The sequence below is a fragment of the Amycolatopsis sp. NPDC043889 genome (assembly GCF_056435645.1).
On record NZ_JBWKEC010000031.1, the window covers coordinates 58,701 to 76,332 of the forward strand.

Here is a 17,632-nt window from a genome sequence, read left to right on the forward strand (position 1 = left end):
CTCACGCCATCGAGCGAGAGGACGGCACGTGAGGTTCGAAGTACTGGGCACGTTCAGCATCTCTTCCGGATCGCGGTCGGTCCCGCTGCACGGCCGGATGAGGAGAACGCTCCTCGGCGTGCTGCTGGTCCGCGCGAACACCTTCGTGCCGGTGAACGTGCTCACCGAGGCCCTGTGGGAGAGCAAGTGGGAGCCGCGGGCGGTGCCGAAGCTGCACTGGCACGTCCACAAGCTGCGGCAGGCCCTGCCCGAAGGCGACCGGCTCGGCTTCGACAACGGCGGCTACCGGCTGGAGGTCCACCCCGGCGAACTCGACGTCGAGACCTTCGAGACGCTGGCGGGTCAAGCGCTCAAGTCCGCCGACCCCGCGCAGCGCGCCTCGCTGATCCGGCAGGCCCTCACGCACTGGCATGGCGCGCCTTACGAAGGCCTCGACGTCCCGCTGCTTTCGGACGAGACGATGCGGCTTTCGGAGCACCGCTTGGTCCTGCTCGAAGAGCTCTACCAGGCCGAACTGGACCTCGGGCGGCACGCGAGCGCGGCCGTCGAGCTGGCGGATCTGGTGCGGCGGAACCCGTTGCGGCAGCGTGCCCAGTACCTCCTGATGGACGCTCTTTGGCGAGCCGGGCGCACGTCCGACGCGCTGGCGGCGTACCGGCGTGCGCGCCGGGTCTCGGTCGATCAGCTCGGCCTCGAACCCGGGCCGGAACTGCGGTTGCTGGAGCGGAGGATCCTCGCCGGCGAGGTCGCGGGGGCCGGTGCGCACCGTGCCCCGGCGTTGCTTCACCGGGCCAGGTGAACCTACGGGGCGCCGCTTTGCTCCCGCTTGGGTGACCTGTCTCAAGGGCTCGGGGTTACTGTTCGGGTATGTCCCGAGCGAGTCTTGACAAGGATCCGCACGAAGTCGCCGCCATGTTCGACGACGTCGCGGACGGCTACGACCGCGCGAATTCGTTCATGACCTTCGGCTTCGACCGCCGCTGGCGCACCATCACCGGCCGGGTGCTGGACGCCAAACGCGGCGAGAAGGTGCTGGACCTCGCGGCGGGCACCGGCGTGTCCACCGTCGAGTACGCGCGCAACGGCGCCTGGTGTCTCGCGGCGGACTTCTCGGTCGGCATGCTCAGGGCCGGCAAGCACCGCGGCGTCCCCATGGTGGCCGCCGACGCGATGAAGCTGCCGTTCGCCGACGACAGCTTCGACGCGGTGACCATCTCGCTCGCGCTGCGGAACTTCGTCGACACCAAGGCCGCGCTCACCGAGATCGCGCGGGTGGTCAAACCGGGCGGCCGTCTGGTGATCTGCGAGGTGTCGACGCCCACATTCCCGCCGATCCGGTTCCTGCACCGGAAGTTCATCGCGAAGCTGCTGACGTGGGTCGGCGCCAGGACCTCGTCGAACCCCGAGGCCTACTCCTACCTGGCCGAATCCATGCTGGCGTGGCCGGATCAGCGGACGCTCGGGGAGATCATCGCGAGCGCCGGGTGGACCGAGGTGGAGTGGCTGAACCTCACGTTCGGCGTCGTCGCCATCCACCGCGCCAAAAAGCCCTCCGTAAACTCGCGGCCATGACACGTCGCAACCCTGACCACGACGCCGAGGTCATCGTCGTCGGTGCCGGACCGGCCGGCTCCACCGCCGCCACGTACCTCGCCCGCGCGGGCGTCGACGTGCTGCTGCTGGAGAAGACCGAGTTCCCGCGCGAGAAGGTGTGCGGCGACGGCCTGACCCCGCGCGGCGTCAAGCAGCTCATCGACCTGGGGATCGACACGAGCGAGGACGCCGGCTGGGTGCACAGCCGCGGCCTGCGGATCCTCACCGGCGAGCTCACGCTGGAGCTCGACTGGCCGGACCTGACCAGCTACCCGCCGTACGGCGTTTCGCGGACCCGTCAGGACTTCGACGACCTGCTCGCGAAGACCGCGGTCAAGGCGGGCGCGCGGCTCTACGAGCGCACCACCGTCACCGGTGCCATCACCAGCCCGACCGGCCGCGTGATCGGCGTCGAGGCGAAGGTCGGCCCGGAGAAGACGCCGGTGAGCTACCGCGCTCCGCTGGTACTGGCCTGCGACGGTGTCTCGGCGCGGCTCGCGCTGAGCGTCGGCATCCAGAAGAACGAGAAGCGCCCGATGGGCGTGGCGGTGCGGCAGTACTACAAGAGCCCGCGCCACGACGACCCGTTCATCGAAGGCCACCTGGAGCTGTGGGACCGCTCGGACCCGCGCGACCCCAAGCTGCTGCCCGGCTACGGCTGGGCGTTCCCGCTGGGCGACGGCACGGTCAACGTCGGCCTCGGCATGCTGTCGACGTCGGCCGCGTTCCGCAGTACCGACTACCGCGCGCTGCTGCGCCAGTGGCTCGACGGGACGCCCGAGGAATGGGGCTACCGCGAGGAGAACGCCATCGGCAAGGTCGGCGGCGCCGGTCTCCCGATGGGCTTCAACCGCACCCCGCACTACCGCGACGGCCTGCTGCTGCTCGGCGACGCCGGCGGCATGGTCAGCCCGTTCAACGGCGAGGGCATCTCGGCGGCGATGGAGTCCGCGCAGCTGGCGTCGGAGTTCGTCGTGCAGGCGCTGGCGCGCCGCGAGGGTCCGTCCCGCGAGCGGGCGCTGGAGGGCTACCCGCGCGCCGTCGCGGAGCTGATGGGCGGCTACTACCGGCTCGGCAACGTGTTCGCGAAGCTGATCGGGAAGCCGAAGATCATGCACGCCGCGACGAAGTACGGGCTGCGGATCAACTCGATCCTTCCGTTGGTGTACAAGGGACTTTCGGGCTGCTACGACGCCAAGGGCGGGGACGGCGTCGACCGTCTCATCGCTGCTCTGGCGAGGGCGACGCCCTCTCCGCGCTGACGGATCCGGAGTACCTGAAGGCGGGCGTCGGCTGGGTTGCTGCGGGTGCTGGGTCGGGTTGGTCGTGAGTGGCGATTCGGGTTAGAACCCGAATCGCCACTCACGACCAACCGGACCCATGCGCTTCGGGAGAGGCCGCAAGTAGGTGACCAATTGCGTTGGTCCCACACGTCTGGACCAGTCACGGGTACTCCGGGCAGTGGTATCGGTCACAGGACAAATGTGGTCAAACGGACCCCTGAAGCCGATCTTGGGAACGACGTCGCAGGTCATCGGTACCGCACGCCGGAAGTAACCGTACTGGCCGTGCGGTCAAGTTAGGGCAGCCTTATAGCACGGGGCCTAGGGACAAGAATGTGAGTCACGTCCTACACTCGCCTCATGCTTTGTGAATCGCTTCACATCCTCGACGGGAGGCTTGTGAACTATTTCACAAGCAAGGGGGCCGTCATGCACGGCCCGTAAGGGTTGCCTAACCCTCGGCGGTGTGACCCAAGTGACTTAGGGTGCCGACCGAGGGAAGCGGTGAACCCCGACTCGAAAACCGCAGCGGCGCGGAAAGGATGGCGAAAACCCCGTGCTGATGTTGCCCGTGCTGACCCAGGCGACCACCCCCTCGGTGCCGAACCTGGACATGTACCTCCCCCTGGTCCTCTTGTTCGTCCTCGCTCTCGCGTTCGCGGTGCTTTCGGTGCTGCTCGGCCCGCTCGTCGGCCCGAGCCGGGCCAACAAGGCGAAGCTCGCGGCCTACGAATGCGGTATCGAACCGTCGCCGCAGCCGGTCGTCGGCGGCGGCCGGATGCCGGTCGCGTACTACATCACCGCGATGCTGTTCATCCTGTTCGACATCGAGATGGTCTTCCTCTACCCGTTCGCGGTCTCCGCGGACGCGCTGGGCATGTTCGGCCTGGTGGAGATCGTGCTGTTCATCGCGACGGTCGGTTTCGCGTACGCCTACGTGTGGCGTCGCGGCGGCCTGGATTGGAACTAGAGAAGCATGGGCCTCGAAGAAAAACTCCCCAACGGCATCCTGCTCGCCAGCCTCGAAGGCCTGGTCAACTGGGCGCGCAAGAACTCGATGTGGCCCGCCACCTTCGGTCTCGCCTGCTGCGCGATCGAGATGATGACCGTCGGCGGTTCCCGCTACGACATCGCCCGCTTCGGCATGGAGCGCTTCAGCGCGACGCCGCGCCAGGCGGATCTGATGATCGTCGCCGGCCGCGTCACGCAGAAGATGGCGCCGGTGCTCCGCCAGATCTACGACCAGATGGCCGAGCCCAAGTGGGTGCTGGCGATGGGCGTCTGCGCCTCGTCCGGCGGGATGTTCAACAACTACGCCGTGGTGCAGGGCGTCGATCACATCGTCCCGGTCGACATGTACCTCCCCGGCTGCCCGCCGCGCCCCGAGATGCTGCTCGACGCGATTTTGAAGCTGCACGCCAAGATCCAGGACGAGCCGATCAACGCCCGCCGGGCCGCGATCCGCGCCGCCAGCGGTGAGCGCACCGAGCTGATCGCCTCCTCGATCAAGTACGCGAAGAAGTGAGCGACGTGCCCGAAGACAACACCCCCGAAGTCCCCGAGACGGGCGGCGAGCAGTCCAGCGCCGAACGGCCCGAAGGCGGCCTCGAGCCGCAGGGCGTCCGCCCGGCCGAGCCGGTCGTCACCGGTAAAGAGCGCCAGGGCATGTTCGGCGTGCGCGGCACCGGCGACACCTCCGGTTACGGCGGCGTCCGCCTCCCCGCGTACAGCCCTCCCCCGGCGGAGCGTCCGTACGGCGGCTGGTTCGACGAATTCGCCGACGAGTTCTACGCGGCCTTGGCGGACAACAAGATCCCGGCGAACGCGATCCAGCAGACCACGGTCGACCGCGGCGAGATCACCTTCTACGTCTCCCGCGAGCACCTCGTCGAGATCGCCAAGGTCCTGCGCGACGACGCCGGTCTCCGCTTCGAACTGCTCAGCTCGGTGTCCGGCGTCGACTACGGCGTCGACGTCCCGCAGCGGCTGCACTCGGTCTACCACTTCACGTCGATGACCTACCGCCGCCGCATCCGGCTCGAAGTCACCCTCGACATCGAAGACCCGCACGTCCCGTCGCTGGTCGGGGTCTACCCGACGGCCGACTGGCAGGAGCGGGAGGCCTGGGACATGTTCGGCATCGTCTACGACGGCCACCCGGCGCTGACCCGCATCCTCATGCCGGACGACTGGGACGGCCACCCCCAGCGCAAGGACTACCCGCTCGGCGGGATCCCGGTCGAATACAAGGGCGCGGAGATCCCGCCGCCGGACCAGCGGAGGTCGTACTCGTGAGCATTCACGACGAAGCAACCGAAGTTCCCGAAGCCGACTCCCGCGACACGACCGAAGGCCGCGTCTACACCGTTTCCGGCGGTGACTGGGAAGACCTCATCGAGGACTCCCGCCACGACGAGCGCATGGTCATCAACATGGGCCCGCAGCACCCGTCGACGCACGGCGTGCTCCGGCTCGTGCTGGAGATGGAGGGCGAGACCGTCACGCAGCTCCGCTCGGTCATCGGCTACCTGCACACCGGGATCGAGAAGAACTGCGAATACCGCACGTGGACCCAGGGCGTCACCTTCGTGACGCGCATGGACTACCTCGCCCCGCTCTCGACCGAGATGGCGTACTGCCTCGGTGTCGAGAAGCTGCTCGGCATCCAGGCCCCGCGCCGCGCCGAGCTGCTGCGCGTGATGCTGCTGGAGATCAACCGCATCGGTTCGCACCTGGTCTACATCGCCACCGGCGGGATGGAACTCGGTGCCACCACGGCGATGACGCTCGGCTTCCGTGAGCGCGAAGAGGTCTTGCACCTGCTGGAGCACCTCACCGGTCTCCGGATGAACCACGCGTTCATCCGCCCCGGCGGTCTCGCGCAGGACATGCCGGACGACTACCAAGAGGTCGTCAGCGCGTTCGTCAAGACGATGGACGAGCGGCTTCCCTTGTACGACAAGCTCTTCACCGGTCAGCCGATCTGGCGCAACCGGCTCAAGGGTGTCGGGTACCTGCCGGTCGACGCGTGCCTCGCGCTCGGTGTCACCGGCCCGGTGCTGCGCAGCGCCGGTCTCCCATGGGACATGCGCAAGACCGAGCCGTACTCCCGCTACGACGAGTTCGAGTTCGACATCCCGACCTCGACCGAGGCGGACTGCTGGGCGCGCTACCTGCTGCGCGTCGAGGAGATGCACCAGAGCCTGCGGATCATCAAGCAGTGCCTGAAGAAGCTCGAACCGGGCCCGGTCATGGTCGAGGACAAGAAGGTCGCCTGGCCGGCGCAGCTCTCGATCGGCAGCGACGGCATGGGCAACTCGCTCGAGCACGTCCGCAAGATCATGGGCCAGTCGATGGAATCGCTGATCCATCACTTCAAGCTGGTCACCGAGGGCTTCAAGGTCCCGCCGGGCCAGACCTACACGTCGGTGGAATCGCCGCGCGGCGAACTCGGCGTGCATCTGGTCTCCGACGGCGGCACCAGGCCCCTGCGGGTCCACGTGCGCGAACCGAGCTTCGTGAACCTGCAGTCGATGCCCGCGATGGCCGAAGGCGGCCTGGTGGCGGACGTGATCGCCGCCATCGCCTCGATCGACCCCGTCATGGGGGGAGTGGACCGTTGAGCACCCAGCCCGGAACGACACCGACGCCCGAGCCCGGCACCAGCCTGGCCGAGCAGACCCATATCGCCGCCGGTGGTGACGTCGACGTGATCGCGATCGCGCCGGATCCCGCCGAGGCGGAGGGGATCCTGGAGAACGCGAAGCTCGAAGACATCTTCGACGCCGACACCTACGCCAAGGCCCAGAACCTGATCTCGCGGTATCCGCAGTCGAGGTCGGCGCTGCTGCCGATGCTGCACCTGGTGCAGTCGGTGCAGGGTTACGTGAGCCAGGAGGGCATCGCCTTCTGCGCGCGGAACCTGGACCTGTCCGACGCCGAGGTCAGCGCGGTCGCGACGTTCTACACCATGTACAAGCGCCGCCCGTGCGGCGAGCACCTGGTGAGCGTCTGCACCAACACCCTCTGCGCGGCCATGGGCGGCGACGCGATCTACAAGAAGCTCCAGACGCATCTCGGTTCCGAAGAGAAGCCGTTGGGGCACAACGAGACCGCGGGTACGCCGAACGAGCCCGGCTCGATCACGCTGGAGCACGCCGAATGTCTCGCGGCCTGTGACCTCGCCCCGGTCATCCAGGTCAACTACGAGTACTTCGACAACCAGACCGAGGAAAAGGCCGTCGCGCTGGTCGACGCGTTGCAGGCGGGCAAGAAGCCGGCCCCGACGCGCGGCGCGCCGCTGACGAACTTCAAGGGCGCCGAACTGCAGCTCGCCGGGTTCTTCCCGGAGGACGCGCAGCAGTACCGCACGGACGTCGACGGTCCTTCGCAGGCCGTCGAAACCCTGCGGGGAGCGCAGGTCGCGCAGGACCGCGGCTGGACCGCTCCCGCCATGAAGGACGTTCCGCTCCCCGAAGTGGAGAAGAAGTAATGGCCGATCCCATCACCCCGGTCCTCACGAAGCGCTGGCTTTCGCCCAACTCCTGGACGATCCAGTCCTACGAAGCCCTCGAGGGCTACACCGCGATCCGCAAGGCGCTCAAGGCCACTCCCGAGCAGATCGTCCAGCTGGTCAAGGACTCCGGCCTCCGCGGCCGTGGCGGCGCGGGCTTCCCGGCCGGCATCAAGTGGTCCTTCATGCCGCCGAACGAGGACAAGCCGCACTACCTCGTCATCAACGCCGACGAGGGCGAGCCGGGCACCTGCAAGGACATCCCGCTGATGATGGCGGACCCGCACTCGCTGATCGAGGGCTGCATCATCGCCTCGTACGCCATGCGTTCGCACCACTGCTTCATCTACGTCCGCGGTGAGGCACTGCACTGCATCCGCCGTCTCAACGCGGCCGTGCGCGAGGCGTACGAAGCGGGCTACCTCGGCAAGAACATCCTCGACTCCGGATTCGACCTCGACATCACCGTGCACGCGGGCGCCGGGGCGTACATCTGCGGCGAGGAGACGGCGCTGCTGGACTCGCTGGAAGGCCGTCGCGGCCAGCCGCGGCTCAAGCCGCCGTTCCCGGCCGCCGCGGGTCTCTACGCCGCGCCGACGACGGTCAACAACGTCGAGACCATCGCCAGCGCGCCGTACATCGTCAACGGTGGCTCGAGCTGGTTCCGCGAGATGGGCCGCGAGAAGTCGCCCGGCCCGAAGATCTACTCGATCTCCGGCCACGTCGAGAAGCCCGGCCAGTACGAATGCCCGCTCGGCACCACGCTGCGCGAGCTGCTCGACATGGCGGGCGGCATGAAGGACGGCATCCCGCTGAAGTTCTGGACGCCGGGTGGTTCGTCCACGCCGATGTTCACCGCCGAGCACCTCGATGTTCCCCTGGACTTCGAAGGCGCGGCGGAAGCCGGGTCGATGCTGGGCACGACGGCCGTGCAGGTCTTCAACGAGACCGTTTCCGTGCCGTGGGCCGTGATGAAGTGGACGCAGTTCTACGAGCACGAGTCCTGCGGCAAGTGCACGCCGTGCCGCGAGGGCACGTACTGGCTGGCGCAGATCCTGGAGCGCATGGTCGAGGGCAAGGGCACCGAGGAGGACATCGACACCCTGCTCGACGTCTGCGACAACATCCTCGGCCGCTCGTTCTGCGCCCTCGGCGACGGCGCGGTCTCGCCGATCCAGAGCGGCATCAAGTACTTCCGCGAGGAGTTCCTCGCGTTGTGTCAGGCAAACAAGCGCGAATTGGTGGGGGCGCAGGCATGACGATCGCACCCGACAAGCCCGGGACGTCCACAGAGGACACCCCGGTCCCCGAAGGCCACGTCAAGCTGGTCATCGACGGTGAAGAGGTCATCGCGCCCAAGGGCGAGCTGCTGATCCGCACCGCCGAACGGCTCGGCACGGTCATCCCGCGCTTCTGCGACCACCCGCTGCTCGACCCGGCGGGTGCCTGCCGCCAGTGCCTGGTCGAGGTCGAAATGGGCGGCCGTCCGATGCCGAAGCCGCAGGCCTCGTGCACCATGACGGTCGCCGACGGCATGGTCGTGAAGACCCAGCTGACCTCGGCCGTCGCGGACAAGGCCCAGCAGGGTGTGATGGAGCTGCTGCTCATCAACCACCCGCTGGACTGCCCGATCTGCGACAAGGGCGGCGAGTGCCCGCTGCAGAACCAGGCGCTCGCGCACGGCCGCGCGGACTCCCGTTTCGTCGACACGAAGCGGACGTTCCCGAAGCCGCTGCCGATCTCCTCGCAGGTCCTGCTGGACCGCGAGCGGTGCGTGCTCTGCCAGCGCTGCACCCGGTTCTCCCGCGAGATCGCCGGCGACCCGTTCATCGAGCTGCTCGAACGCGGTGCCCACCAGCAGATCGGCACCGCCGAGACCGCGGACGTGCTGGACCTGGCTTCCCGGACCACGTCGGGGCAGCCGTTCCAGTCGTACTTCTCCGGCAACGTCATCCAGATCTGCCCGGTCGGCGCGCTGACCTCGGCCGCGTACCGGTTCCGTTCGCGGCCGTTCGACCTGGTGTCCTCGCCGAGCGTGTGCGAGCACTGCTCGTCCGGCTGCGCCGAGCGGACCGACTTCCGCCGCGGCAAGGTCATGCGGAAGCTCGCGGGCGACGACCCCGAGGTCAATGAAGAGTGGCTCTGCGACAAGGGCCGGTTCGCGTTCCGTTACTCGACCGCGGACGACCGCATCCGCCGCCCGCTCATCCGCAACGCCGACGGCGTGCTGGAAGAGGCTTCCTGGACCGACGCGCTGCGCGCGGCCGCCGAAGGGCTGGCCAAGGCACGCGACGGCAAGGGCGCCGCGGTGCTGACCGGTGGCCGCCTGACCGTCGAGGACGCGTACGCGTACTCGAAGTTCGCGCGGATCGCCTTGGGCACCAACGACATCGACTTCCGCGCCCGCCCGCACTCGGCCGAGGAGCTGGGCTTCCTCGCGTCGCACGTGGTCGGGACGACACCGGAAAGCGGCGTCACGTTCGGCGAGATCGAGCGGGCGCGCACGGTGCTGTGCGTCGCGTTCGAGCCGGAGGACGAGGCGCCGATCGTGTTCCTGCGGCTGCGCAAGGCGGCCCGCAAGAACCGCACCCGCGTCGTCCACTTGGGACAGTGGACCACCTCGTCGGTCCGCAAGACCTTCGGCGAACTGCTGGCCTGCGCGCCGGGTTCCGAAGCCGCCGCGATCGACGGCATCGCGCAGCACGCGCAGGACGTCGACCAGGCACTGGCCTCGGAAGGGGCCGTGATCCTCGTCGGCGAGCGTGCCGCCGAGGTCCCTGGCCTGTTCTCGGCCCTGCACCGGCTGGTGGAGCGCACCGGCGCCCGGCTCGCGTGGATCCCGCGTCGCGCGGGTGAACGCGGTGCCCTGGCGGCGGGCGCGGCGCCGACGTTGCTGCCCGGTGGTCGCTCGGTCACCGACGCCGAGGCTCGCGCCGAGGTCGAAAAGGCTTGGGGCGTCACACTTCCCGCCACGGAGGGCCGCGACACCACCGCCATCCTCAAGGCCGCTTCGGGTCAGGACATCGACGGCCTGCTGGTCGGCGGCGTCGACCCGGACGACCTGCCGGACCCGGATCTGGCCCGCCGCGCGCTCGAGAACGCGAAGTTCGTGGTGAGCCTGGAACTGCGGCACAGCGGGGTCACCGAGCACGCGGACGTCGTCCTCCCGATCGCCCCGGCGGTCGAGAAGGCGGGCAGCTACCTGAACTGGGAAGGCCGCCGCCGCGAGTTCGCCGTCACCCTCGAAGGCACCGGCGCCCTGCCGGACTGCCGGGTGCTCGACACCCTCGCCGTCGAGATGGACGCGGACATCTTCACACAGACCCCGGCCGCTTCGGCCGCCGATCTGGCGAAGCTGCCCGCCCGTGAGATGAAGGACGCTTTCATTGCAGATTTCGCAATGAAGGACGCTTTCATCGCACGTCCGGAGACAGGGAACGGTCAGGCTCTCCTCGCCACCTGGAGGCAGCTGATCGACAACGGTTCGCTGCAGGACGGCGAGCCGCATCTCAAGGGCACGCAGCGCGAGGTCGTCGCCAAGCTCTCGGCGAAGACCGCCGAAGGCTTGGGCAAGACCGTGAAGGTCTCCACCGAACGCGGTTCCATCACGTTGCCGATCGAGGTCGCGGACCTGCCGGACGGCGTCGTGTGGCTCCCGGGCAACTCCGACGGCTCGGCCGTCCGCGCCTCTCTCGGCGCGGGGCACGGTTCGGCCGTCAACCTCACCGGAGGTGAGAAGTGACTCCGTTGCTCAGCCAGATGCCGGACGCCGCCGAGCGGGCGGCGCTGCTGGCCGACGACCCGTTGTGGCTGATCCTGATCAAGACGGTCGTCATCCTGCTGATCGGCCCGATCCTGACGATCTTCCTGATCGTCTGGGAGCGGAAAGCGGTCGGCCGGATGCAGAACCGTCCCGGCCCCAACCGGGTCGGCCCCGGCGGCTACCTGCAGTCCCTCGCGGACGCGATCAAGCTGCCGTTCAAGGAACAGATCATCCCGGACACCGCCGACCGCAAGGTGTACTTCCTCGCGCCGGTGATCTCCGCGGTGCCGGCGTTGATCGCGCTGGCCGCGATCCCGTTCGGCCCGGTGGTCTCGATCTTCGGTGAGCGGACCACGCTCCAGCTGGTCGATCTGCCGGTCGGCGTGCTGGTGATCCTCGCCTGCTCCTCGATCGGCGTGTACGGCCTGGTGCTGGCCGGTTGGTCGTCCGGCTCGCCGTATCCGCTGCTCGGTGGACTGCGAAGCGCGGCTCAGGTGATCTCCTACGAGATCGCGATGGGTCTGTCCATCGTGGGCGTCATCCTCTACGCGGGTTCGATGTCGACGTCGGCGATCGTCGAGTCGCAGCAGACCGGCTGGTACTTCTACCTGCTGCTGCCGAGCTTCGTGATCTACCTGATCTCCATGGTCGGCGAGACCAACCGCGCGCCGTTCGACCTCCCCGAGGCCGAATCCGAGCTGGTCGGCGGTTTCCACACCGAGTACAGCTCGATGAAGTTCGCGATGTTCTTCCTCGCCGAGTACGTCAACATGGTGATCGTTTCGGCGTTCGCGACCACGTTGTTCCTCGGTGGCTGGAAGTTCCCGTTCGTCGGCGCGGACCACGCGCTGAACCAGGGCTGGCTCCCGCTGATCTGGTTCACCGCCAAGCTGTTCATCCTGCTGTTCGGCTTCATCTGGCTGCGCGGCACGCTGCCGCGGCTGCGGTACGACCAGTTCATGCGCCTGGGCTGGAAGGTCCTGGTGCCGGTCAACCTGGTCTGGATCGTCGTGATCGTCACGGTCCGCGCGATCAAGAACTCGGGTGGCCTGTCCACCCCGCAGATCCTCTTCGGTGGCGGCGCGCTCATCCTCTTCGTCGTCATCCTGAGCTTCCTGATCCCGGACAAGAAGGTCCCGGACGACGACTACGTCCCGGTGACCGGCGGCGGATTCCCCGTGCCGCCGCTGGACCTGCAGGTCCCGGAGAAGACCCCGCGTCAGAAGGCCCTCGCGAAGGCCGAAGCCCGGGCTGCCAAGCGCAAGCCCGCGGCGGTTTCCAGTGGAAGGGAGGCCGGCGATGGGGATGTTTGATCCCATCAAGGGTTTCGGTGTCACCTTCGGCATGATGTTCAAGAAGGTCGCCACCGAGGAGTACCCGGAGGCGGGCGCCCCCGCGGCTCCGCGTTACCACGGCAGGCACCAGCTCAACCGGCATCCGGACGGGCTGGAGAAATGCGTCGGCTGCGAGCTGTGCGCGTGGGCCTGCCCGGCGGACGCGATCTTCGTCGAAGGCGGCGACAACACCGAAGAGGCGCGGTACTCGCCCGGTGAGCGGTACGGCGCCGACTACCAGATCAACTACCTGCGCTGCATCGGCTGCGGGTTGTGCGTCGAGGCCTGCCCGACCCGGTCCCTGACGATGATCAACTTCTATGAGCTGGCCGACGACGACCGGCAGCGGTTGATCTACACCAAGGAAGACCTCCTCGCGCCGCTCCTGCCCGGCATGGAGCAGCCGCCGCACCCGATGCGGCTGGGCGACAACGAGCAGGACTACTACGTCAACGGCCCGGAACTCGCACGGAAGCCCGCTGAGCCGAAGGAGCCGGTCCAGTGATCACGGCTTTCCTCGCGCAGACGGACGTTTCGGCCGGGATCACCACCGGCGAGACCATCGCGTTCTGGGTGCTCGGCCCGCTCGCGCTGCTCGGCGGGCTCGGCATGATCTTCTCCCGCAACGCCGTGCACTCGGCGCTGTGGCTGGTGCTCACGATGCTGTGCCTCGGCGCGCTGTACATGATCCAGCAGGCGCCGTTCCTCGGCTTCACGCAGATCATCGTCTACACCGGCGCGATCATGATGCTGTTCCTGTTCGTGCTGATGCTGGTCGGCCGGGAGAGTTCCGACTCGGTCGTCGAAGTACTGCGCGGACAGCGGGTCATGGCGACCCTGCTCGGCATCGGTGTCGGCGGGCTGCTCGCCGCGGGTCTCGCCCGCGCGATGGCCAACGTGACCCCGGCCCTGCCGGTCGACCCGGCGAACGTCGACGGCGGCGGGCCCGGCGGGCTGGGACGGCTGATCTTCACCAAGTACCTGTTCCCGTTCGAGCTCACCTCGGCGCTGCTGATCACCGCCGCGCTCGGCGCGATGGTGCTCGCGTTCACCGACCGGCACGCCAAGGGCGGCAAGAAGAACCAGAAGGAACTCGTCGTCGACCGGTTCACCGGCAAGCACGACCGGCCTTCGCCGCTGCCCGGACCGGGTGTCTTCGCCACGGCCAACTCGGTCGCCACCCCGGCGCTGCTGCCCGACGGCTCGATCGCCAGGGAGTCGCTCTCGGAGATCATCGAGTCGACTTCGGCCGCACAGCTGGAAAACGAGCGTAAGCAGGTCGCCGGGACGGAAGACGGCCCCGACGCCCACGCTCTGGTCGGCAAGCCTGAAGGGGAGAAGGAATGACCCCGACGTACTACCTGCTCCTGTCCGCGCTGCTGTTCGCCATCGGCGCGGTCGGGGTGCTGGTGCGCCGCAACGCGATCGTCGTGTTCATGTGCATCGAGCTGATGCTGAACGCGGCGAACCTGTCCCTGGTCACGTTCGCCCGGATCAACGGGTCGCTGGACGGCCAGGTGATGGCGTTCTTCGTGATGGTCGTGGCCGCCGCGGAGGTCGTGGTGGGGCTCGCGATCATCATGGCGATCTTCCGCACCCGGCGTTCGGCCTCGGTCGACGACACCAACCTGCTGAAGTACTAGGGAGCACCGAGAGTGACCGCATCATCGTGGCTGCTGGTGGCCTTCCCGGCTCTCGGCGCCCTTATTCTTTTGCTGGCGGGCAAGCGGGCCAGGGGCTGGGGACACCTCCTCGGCAGCGCGACCGTCTCACTGTCCTTTGTGTACGGCCTGATCCTGTTCTTCACGGCCGACACGGAGGCCACCGCGGACGTCAAACTGTTCTCGTGGATCCCGGTTTCGGCGCTGCAGGTCGACTTCGGGCTCCGGATCGACGCGCTTTCGCTGACGTTCGTGCTGCTGATCACCGGCGTCGGCATGCTGATCCACTTCTACTCGATCGGCTACATGGCCGAGGACCGTGACCGGTCGAGGTTCTTCGCGTACCTCAACCTGTTCGTCGCCTCGATGCTGATCCTGGTGCTGGGCAACAGCTTCGTGACGCTGTACCTCGGCTGGGAAGGCGTGGGTCTCGCTTCGTACCTCCTCATCGGCTGGTACCAGGACCGTCCGTCCGCTGCCACCGCGGCGAAGAAGGCGTTCCTGATGAACCGCGTCGGTGACGTCGGGCTCGCGCTGGCGATCTTCCTGATGTTCAAGTACGTCGGGAGCACCGGTTACGCCGAGGTCTTCGGCGCCGTCGGCCAGATCCCGACCGGCGCGGTCACCGCGATCGCGATCCTGCTGCTGCTGGGCGCCTGCGGTAAATCCGGTCAGTTCCCGCTGCAGGCCTGGCTTCCGGACGCGATGGAGGGCCCGACCCCGGTCTCGGCCCTCATCCACGCGGCGACGATGGTCACCGCCGGCGTCTACCTGGTCGCCCGCGCGCACGAGATCTTCAACGCCACCCCGGACGGCCGCCTGATCGTCACGCTCGTCGGTACGGTCACGCTCCTGATCGGGTGCATCATCGGTTGCGCCTACGACGACATCAAGAAGGTCCTGGCGTACTCCACGGTCAGCCAGATCGGGTACATGATGCTCGCCGTCGGCCTCGGGCCGATCGCCTACGCGCTCGGCATCATGCACCTGGTCGCGCACGGTTTCTTCAAGGCCGGGCTGTTCCTCGGGGCCGGTTCGGTCATGCACGCCATGAACGACGAGGTCGACATGCGGAAGTTCGGCGGGCTGCGCAAGCACCTGCCGGTCACCTTCTGGACCTTCGCCCTCGGCTACCTGGCGCTGATCGGCATCCCGCCGCTCTCGGGCTTCTTCACCAAGGACGCGATCATCGAAGCGGCGCTGAGCCAGGGCGGCTGGCGCGGCTGGGTGATGGGTGGCGCGGCACTGCTCGGCGCCGGGCTCACCGCGTTCTACATGACGCGCCTGATGGTGATGACCTTCTTCGGCAAGGAACGCTGGAAGGAGATCAAGTCCAGCGACGGGCGCGACTTCCACCCGCACGAGTCTCCCGCGATCATGAAGTGGCCGATGATCATCCTGGCGATCGGCTCGATCGGCGCCGGTGCGTTCTTCGCGCTCGGCGACCGGTTCGCGGAATGGCTGGCGCCGGTGGTCGGTCCACTCGAAGAGGGTGGCCACAGCGTCATCCCGCACGCGCTGGTCCCGTTCCTCACCGTGGCGCTGTCCGTGCTCGGCGCGGCGGCGGCGTGGCTCTTCGTCGGCCGTAAGGACGTTCCGGTGGAACGCCCCGAACGGGTCTCGGCCGTGGTCAAGGCCGCGCGCAACGACCTGTACGGCAACACCCTGAACGAGACGCTGGTCGCCCGCCCGGGCACCTGGCTCGCCCGCGCGCTGGTCTACGTGGACAACCGCGGGGTCGACGGCGCGGTCAACGGCCTCGCCGCCGCGCTCGGCGGCGGATCCGGGCGCCTGCGCCGCCTGCAGACCGGCTTCGTCCGCTCGTACGCACTGTCCATGCTGGGCGGCACATTCCTGCTTCTGGCGGCACTCCTGCTGGTGAGGTTCTCCTGATGACCTGGGTTCTCGCATCCATCCTGCTGCCGCTGCTCGGTGCGGCGGTCGTCGCCGGGATGAAGAAAAACGACAGGCTGGCGACGCTCACCGCGCTCGTGGTGTCGCTCCTGACGTTCCTGCTGGTGATCCCGATGTGGGCGAGCTATTCGCCGGCCGGGGACCGGATCCAGCAGAAGTCCTCGATGGACTGGATCCCGAACTTCGGCATCCACATCTCGTTCGGCATCGACGGCATCGCGCTGGTGATGATCGCGGTCATCGGCCTGCTGGTGCCGATCGTGGTCGGCGCGCTGGGCCTCACCGACAAGCTCCCGGCCGGGCGCTCGGCGGGCGGGTTCCTGTCACTGATCCTGGTGCAGGAGGCGCTGACCATCGCGGTGTTCGCCGCGACCGACGTCTTCCTGTTCTACGTGCTGTTCGAGATCATGCTGATCCCGATGTACTTCCTGATCGGCGGCTACGGCGGCGCGAACCGGCAGTACGCGGCGGTCAAGTTCTTCCTGTACTCGTTCCTCGGCGGCCTGATCATGCTGGCCTCGGCGATCGGGGCGTACTCGCTGGCGTCGGACGAGCTCGGCAAGGGCACCTTCGACTGGGAAACGCTCGTCACGGTCGTCCGCGACGCTCCGCTGGGTACCCAGATCTGGCTGTTCATCGGGTTCTTCCTCGCGTTCGCGATCAAGGCCCCTTTGGTGCCGTTCCACACCTGGCTGCCGGACGCCGCGGGCCAGGCGCCCATCGGCGTCGCGGTCCTGCTGGTCGGTGTGCTGGACAAGGTTGGCACATTCGGGTTCCTGCGCTACTGCCTCCCGATGTTCCCGGAGGCCAGCAAGGAACTCGCGCCATGGGTGCTGGTGCTCGCCGTCGCCGGTGTCCTTTATGGCTCGATCCTCGCGGCCGGGCAACGCGACATGAAGCGCTTCATCGCCTACGTGTCGATCGCCCACTTCGGGTTCATCGCGCTGGGCATCTTCACCTTCAACGAGCAGGCGATGGTCGGCTCGGTGTCGTACATGCTGAACCACAGCCTCGCCACCGGCATGCTGATCGTGGTCGTCGGCCTGATCGTGATGCGCGGCGGGTCCACGCGGATCTCCGACTACGGCGGCATGGCGAAGGTGACCCCGCTACTCGGCGGGATGCTGCTCATCGCCGGTCTGTCCACCTTGTCCCTGCCCGGCACGAACTCCTTCATCAGTGAGTTCCTGGTGCTGCTGGGGTCCTTTGTGGACTACCCGGTGTACACGATCATCGCGACGGTCGGCATGGTGCTGGCCGCGGCGTACGTGCTCTGGCTCTACCAGCGCGTCATGCAGGGCCCCGTCCGCGGTGACGCCCTGATGGCGGCGGGCGGTGGACCGGGTACGGCGATCGCCCCCGAACTCGGGGCGACCAAAGCCATCAAGGACCTCGGCGGCAAGGAGATCGCGATCCTGGCGCCGATGGTCGTGCTGATCATCGCGCTCGGGTTCTACCCCAAGCCGGTGCTCGACACGATCACCCCGTCGGTGCAGCAGACCATGTCGTCGCTGGATGCGCAGAGCGTGAATGTTGGAGGCGCGAAATGACCAAGTCCGAGGGCGCTTTCG

At 67.8% G+C, this 17,632-nt stretch carries 16 protein-coding genes; all 16 read left to right on the forward strand.

Annotated elements, in window-relative coordinates; all coding sequences use genetic code 11:
• Positions 1–28: 28 nt before the first annotated feature.
• Positions 29–799 (forward strand): AfsR/SARP family transcriptional regulator, encoded by a 771-nt coding sequence (locus tag AC0685_RS35745; protein ID WP_340684870.1) that lies wholly within the window; start codon positions 29–31, stop codon positions 797–799.
• A 68-nt stretch (positions 800–867) separates the two neighbouring features.
• The gene (locus tag AC0685_RS35750) at positions 868–1,572 is read left to right on the forward strand and encodes a demethylmenaquinone methyltransferase (protein WP_478229518.1); all 705 of its coding nucleotides are present in this window, start codon (positions 868–870) and stop codon (positions 1,570–1,572) included.
• Positions 1,569–2,855 (forward strand): geranylgeranyl reductase family protein, encoded by a 1,287-nt coding sequence (locus tag AC0685_RS35755; protein WP_340684868.1) that lies wholly within the window; start codon positions 1,569–1,571, stop codon positions 2,853–2,855. The genes AC0685_RS35750 and AC0685_RS35755 overlap by 4 nt, the downstream gene beginning before the upstream one ends.
• Positions 2,856–3,438: 583 nt before the next feature.
• Positions 3,439–3,846 carry an NADH-quinone oxidoreductase subunit A gene (locus AC0685_RS35760; protein WP_340688815.1) on the forward strand — a complete coding sequence of 136 codons (408 nt, stop codon included), beginning with the start codon at positions 3,439–3,441 and terminating at the stop codon, positions 3,844–3,846.
• A gap of 6 nt (positions 3,847–3,852) precedes the next feature.
• Complete coding sequence (locus tag AC0685_RS35765) at positions 3,853–4,401, forward strand: NuoB/complex I 20 kDa subunit family protein (RefSeq protein ID WP_005151847.1); 549 nt, start codon at positions 3,853–3,855, stop codon at positions 4,399–4,401.
• Positions 4,402–4,406: 5 nt separating this feature from the next.
• A complete protein-coding gene (locus AC0685_RS35770; protein WP_478229519.1) occupies positions 4,407–5,171 on the forward strand; it encodes an NADH-quinone oxidoreductase subunit C in 765 nt (254 codons plus the stop codon).
• The gene (locus tag AC0685_RS35775) at positions 5,168–6,499 is read left to right on the forward strand and encodes an NADH-quinone oxidoreductase subunit D (RefSeq protein WP_378434359.1); all 1,332 of its coding nucleotides are present in this window, start codon (positions 5,168–5,170) and stop codon (positions 6,497–6,499) included. The genes AC0685_RS35770 and AC0685_RS35775 overlap by 4 nt, the downstream gene beginning before the upstream one ends.
• Complete coding sequence (gene nuoE / locus AC0685_RS35780; RefSeq protein ID WP_478229520.1) at positions 6,496–7,368, forward strand: NADH-quinone oxidoreductase subunit NuoE; 873 nt, start codon at positions 6,496–6,498, stop codon at positions 7,366–7,368. Before AC0685_RS35775 ends, nuoE begins: the two co-directional genes overlap by 4 nt.
• Positions 7,368–8,648 (forward strand): NADH-quinone oxidoreductase subunit NuoF, encoded by a 1,281-nt coding sequence (nuoF, locus tag AC0685_RS35785; RefSeq protein ID WP_360957668.1) that lies wholly within the window; start codon positions 7,368–7,370, stop codon positions 8,646–8,648. Before nuoE ends, nuoF begins: the two co-directional genes overlap by 1 nt.
• Entirely contained in the window at positions 8,645–11,131 is a 2,487-nt protein-coding gene (locus tag AC0685_RS35790; RefSeq protein ID WP_478229521.1) for an NADH-quinone oxidoreductase subunit G, read from the forward strand. Before nuoF ends, AC0685_RS35790 begins: the two co-directional genes overlap by 4 nt.
• Positions 11,128–12,465 (forward strand): NADH-quinone oxidoreductase subunit NuoH, encoded by a 1,338-nt coding sequence (gene nuoH, locus AC0685_RS35795; RefSeq protein ID WP_478229522.1) that lies wholly within the window; start codon positions 11,128–11,130, stop codon positions 12,463–12,465. Before AC0685_RS35790 ends, nuoH begins: the two co-directional genes overlap by 4 nt.
• Entirely contained in the window at positions 12,452–12,991 is a 540-nt protein-coding gene (gene nuoI, locus AC0685_RS35800) for an NADH-quinone oxidoreductase subunit NuoI (RefSeq protein ID WP_125678873.1), read from the forward strand. The genes nuoH and nuoI overlap by 14 nt, the downstream gene beginning before the upstream one ends.
• Complete coding sequence (locus AC0685_RS35805; protein WP_478229523.1) at positions 12,988–13,833, forward strand: NADH-quinone oxidoreductase subunit J; 846 nt, start codon at positions 12,988–12,990, stop codon at positions 13,831–13,833. The genes nuoI and AC0685_RS35805 overlap by 4 nt, the downstream gene beginning before the upstream one ends.
• On the forward strand, positions 13,830–14,129 hold the full coding sequence (gene nuoK / locus AC0685_RS35810; protein ID WP_005151882.1) for an NADH-quinone oxidoreductase subunit NuoK: 300 nt from the start codon (positions 13,830–13,832) through the stop codon (positions 14,127–14,129). The genes AC0685_RS35805 and nuoK overlap by 4 nt, the downstream gene beginning before the upstream one ends.
• 12 nt (positions 14,130–14,141) lie before the next feature.
• Positions 14,142–16,040 (forward strand): NADH-quinone oxidoreductase subunit L, encoded by a 1,899-nt coding sequence (gene nuoL, locus AC0685_RS35815; RefSeq protein WP_478229524.1) that lies wholly within the window; start codon positions 14,142–14,144, stop codon positions 16,038–16,040.
• Entirely contained in the window at positions 16,040–17,611 is a 1,572-nt protein-coding gene (locus AC0685_RS35820) for an NADH-quinone oxidoreductase subunit M (RefSeq protein ID WP_478229525.1), read from the forward strand. The genes nuoL and AC0685_RS35820 overlap by 1 nt, the downstream gene beginning before the upstream one ends.
• Positions 17,612–17,632: the final 21 nt, after the last annotated feature.

What these genes read in the sequence shown, in the direction of transcription:
- AC0685_RS35750 (WP_478229518.1), top strand. Translation starts at nt 868, where the DNA reads ATGTCCCGAGCGAGTCTTGACAAGGATCCGCACGAAGTCGCCGCCATG.
- AC0685_RS35755 (WP_340684868.1), top strand. Translation starts at nt 1,569, where the DNA reads ATGACACGTCGCAACCCTGACCACGACGCCGAGGTCATCGTCGTCGGT.
- AC0685_RS35760 (WP_340688815.1), top strand. Translation starts at nt 3,439, where the DNA reads ATGTTGCCCGTGCTGACCCAGGCGACCACCCCCTCGGTGCCGAACCTG.
- AC0685_RS35765 (WP_005151847.1), top strand. Translation starts at nt 3,853, where the DNA reads ATGGGCCTCGAAGAAAAACTCCCCAACGGCATCCTGCTCGCCAGCCTC.
- nuoF (WP_360957668.1), top strand. Translation starts at nt 7,368, where the DNA reads ATGGCCGATCCCATCACCCCGGTCCTCACGAAGCGCTGGCTTTCGCCC.
- AC0685_RS35790 (WP_478229521.1), top strand. Translation starts at nt 8,645, where the DNA reads ATGACGATCGCACCCGACAAGCCCGGGACGTCCACAGAGGACACCCCG.
- nuoI (WP_125678873.1), top strand. Translation starts at nt 12,452, where the DNA reads ATGGGGATGTTTGATCCCATCAAGGGTTTCGGTGTCACCTTCGGCATG.
- nuoK (WP_005151882.1), top strand. Translation starts at nt 13,830, where the DNA reads ATGACCCCGACGTACTACCTGCTCCTGTCCGCGCTGCTGTTCGCCATC.
- AC0685_RS35820 (WP_478229525.1), top strand. Translation starts at nt 16,040, where the DNA reads ATGACCTGGGTTCTCGCATCCATCCTGCTGCCGCTGCTCGGTGCGGCG.